Origin of the sequence: Hyphomicrobium sp. (assembly GCF_035572195.1) — a bacterium.
GTDB lineage: Bacteria > Pseudomonadota > Alphaproteobacteria > Rhizobiales > Hyphomicrobiaceae > Hyphomicrobium_B.
The window spans coordinates 1-2,810 of the sequence record NZ_DATNBA010000084.1; the positions used below are offsets into that span (position 1 = coordinate 1).

The 2,810-nt window shown below is 60.9% G+C and carries 4 protein-coding genes; all 4 read right to left on the minus strand.

All coding sequences use genetic code 11. The features are described from left to right. A partial coding sequence (locus VN623_RS07530; protein WP_325569694.1) for an aminotransferase class III-fold pyridoxal phosphate-dependent enzyme occupies nt 1-312 on the minus strand: 312 nt, incomplete at its 3' end. A gap of 3 nt (nt 313-315) precedes the next feature. Continuing rightward, nucleotides 316-1,161: a hypothetical protein gene (locus tag VN623_RS07535; RefSeq protein WP_325569696.1), complete on the minus strand. Its 846-nt coding sequence runs from the start codon at nt 1,159-1,161 to the stop codon at nt 316-318. After that, nucleotides 1,158-1,886 (minus strand): nucleotidyltransferase family protein, encoded by a 729-nt coding sequence (locus VN623_RS07540; protein WP_325569698.1) that lies wholly within the window; start codon nt 1,884-1,886, stop codon nt 1,158-1,160. Before VN623_RS07540 ends, VN623_RS07535 begins: the two co-directional genes overlap by 4 nt. Next, nucleotides 1,883-2,611: an HAD family hydrolase gene (locus VN623_RS07545; RefSeq protein WP_325569700.1), complete on the minus strand. Its 729-nt coding sequence runs from the start codon at nt 2,609-2,611 to the stop codon at nt 1,883-1,885. The genes VN623_RS07540 and VN623_RS07545 overlap by 4 nt, the downstream gene beginning before the upstream one ends. Nucleotides 2,612-2,810 lie beyond the last annotated feature (199 nt).

A 2,810-nucleotide genomic window follows, 5' to 3' on the forward strand; every position in this document is an offset into this window, starting at 1 on the left:
GAAACTGCCGAAGGTGATGCGTTCGAGTTGCTCCGTGAGACGTTTAACATAGTGGGGATGACAGTGGCCGAGGCTGCCAACCGCGATACCGGCGATGAAATCGAGATACTCGTTCCCGTCGACGTCGGTAATCGTGCAACCCGAGGCGCGGTCGACCACGATTTGTGAATAGAGAGCAATCGATTGCAGTCCTGGCGCCATCGCCTCGGCCTCGCGATCGAAAATCGCTTTGGACCTGGGGCCGGGCACCGCGCGGCGTTGCGTGCGGTCCTGGCGCCCCGATGCGATGTTGCGGGGCGGTGCGCGGTTCATGGATCAACTCCTCGAAGTTACGATGCGCGGGCGCCGCTGGAAGCGCTCGGTCAGGTGGTCCGCGATTGCTTGTGCCGCCCGGTCGCGATATCGCGCAAAACTGGGCCAGGCATTGATGTCAACGATCTTGGGATCGCCGTCAGGCTGGATGATGGCGTCGCCGCCGAAAATCTCGAGCCCCAGTGCGGCTGCCGCAGCGAACGCAGCCTGGCGCAAGCTCGAAGCCTCGAAGGAATGACCCAGCATTCCTTTGTCGCGATGGTAGAACCACTCGAACCAGTTGGCCATCACTTCCGTGCTGCTTCTCACGCCGTAGAATTTGACGAGATCACCGGCCACGTGCTCCTGCGCGATGATGAACGGGATGCCGCGCTTGGCGAATCGATCCAATGCCTCGTGCCATCCGTCCTCCGATGCAGCATAAATGACATCGCAGGATTGTGTCGCATGGAAATCGTAGCGCTTGATCCACACTCCGGCGGCCGGACGTGGCTTGCTCGCGTCGCTGGCGACGATCTGGCTGGCCGGTGCCGGAACATGGTGTTGTGCAAAGAGTTCGATCATGCGGTGGCGATAGGTGTTGCGAATCGCCTCCGAGGAATTAACGACGATCGAGCCGTCCTTCTCCGCTGTCTTGAGGCGATCAAGAACTGCACCACGCTCGCACATTACGAATATGTTGGTGCAACGGGTCTCAAACGCGGCGTCGGCGGTGGCAAGCTCAACATGGAAGCCGCGCGCCGTCAAAGCCTCACCGACGCTTTTCATTATTGCGCTGTCGTCATCGATACGCCCGGGCGAGTGCGCCAGCTCGCGGTAGATGCCCCGGCAGGTCTTGGCCGTGTTCATGCCCGGGTATTTCCGCGTTCACGATCGAAACCCGACAATTCGGCCGCCGCAATGTCCTGTGCCCGGTCAATGTCGAACACCCGGGGCAAAACGATGCCGTAAACCGGCTGGTGCTCAACCAGCCACCCGAGATAGTCGCGAAGGCGGGCAAAACCGGCCTTGGGCTCCGCTGGCCGCTGCGTCGGCAACCAATAGAGGCCCGCAGTCACATGGCTGCCGCCATTGCCGCCGAGCTTCCGAATACGGCCGTCCGCCGCGTCCAACGTAGCCCACAGCGGATTTTCGTCGTCGACATAGTCGGTCAGGCCCAGCACCACTGCGTTTTTCGCCAGGCGAGTGGCCGATTCTACAAAGGTGTGAAAATCGTTGATCGGCATGATCGCGTCGACCGTCGTAATCAAGGCCGGCGCGCGGGCCAACCGACTAACGACGAGTTGAAAGCTGGCGTAGGACGACGGGGTCGTACGTACAATCATGTCGAGATCAAAATCTTCAGCATGGTCAAGAAGCCATTGCCGGCAATCGTCGCTCGTATCGTTGATGATGATGGTGAGTTGACGAATCCCGACAGCGCGGAAGCGATCGAGGGCCAGGTCGATCAGGGGACGGCCAGCGACCGGTACCATCGGTTTACTGACTCGATACCCGTCGGCCCGCAAACGGCTCCCCTCGCCAGCAGCGATGATGCCTCCCTGGAGGATCGGACGCGCCGAAATTTCAGTCATCTCAAAATCTTCATAAGGTCAGGCAGCCTGGTCACCGTAGCATGAATGGGCGGCTCCGCCGACGCCCGGGTTTCGGCGGTCTGGACATTTTGTGGCGCAATCCAGATGAAGCGCATGCCCATGCGTCTAGCGCCCTCGCGGTCACGGCGCAATGAATCGCCCACGAACACGGTTGTCTCGGGCGTCGCACGAAGCGTCTCAAGGGCCACGTGGAAGATTGCCGGATCGGGCTTCTCGGCGCCGACGCATTGGCTATCGACCATGACTCCGAACAGCGGGGCAATAGCGGCGCTGCGGCACACCGCTTCAAGATTGCCGTAAAAATTTGACACGATGCCGAGCCGATAGCGTGCCTTCAAAGCCTCCAAGATCGGACGATTGCGTGTGAACGCGGCCGAGGCTTCGAACAGAAAGCGCGATGCTACGCGCTGACCGCGGTTCTGTTCGTTGACGGCTCCAGTGTCTTCTGTTCCTGCGCCGCGGCGCGTCAGTTCGGCTTCGAGGTTTGTGGCCAACGCAGTGACCGTTTCGGACAGGCCGGCCGTGGATGACAGACTTCCAACAAGCGGGTCATCGGCGGCGAAGAAAATAGGCGCGAATGCATCGGCGGCTATACCAAGCCCTTCGGCGCGATAAAGTGTGTGGAAGCGTTCTTTCCAGGCTACGCCATCTGCGTCGAGCGTACCCCCAAAGTCGAAGAGCAGCGTTTCGATTGGCTCCATCATTCGCTATGCGCCCGCCCGCCGAGCCGGTTCAGAAATTCTCTCACCGAAATCCGGCGAGCAAGCCTCTCCGAACTTACTTCGAACGGCGCGGACGCTCGGCAACCATTGCGCCGCGCGCTGTTTCCGCGGGAAGGTCGTACTGGCGGCCATCGATGAACGCGTTGCAGGCCTCGAGCGCAACGCTGTCGCGCAGCTGCCG

Bases quoted from the DNA above. Each gene is read 5' to 3' on its own strand.
- VN623_RS07540 (WP_325569698.1), bottom strand. From the start codon at position 1,886: ATGACTGAAATTTCGGCGCGTCCGATCCTCCAGGGAGGCATCATCGCT.
- VN623_RS07535 (WP_325569696.1), bottom strand. From the start codon at position 1,161: ATGAACACGGCCAAGACCTGCCGGGGCATCTACCGCGAGCTGGCGCAC.
- VN623_RS07545 (WP_325569700.1), bottom strand. From the start codon at position 2,611: ATGATGGAGCCAATCGAAACGCTGCTCTTCGACTTTGGGGGTACGCTC.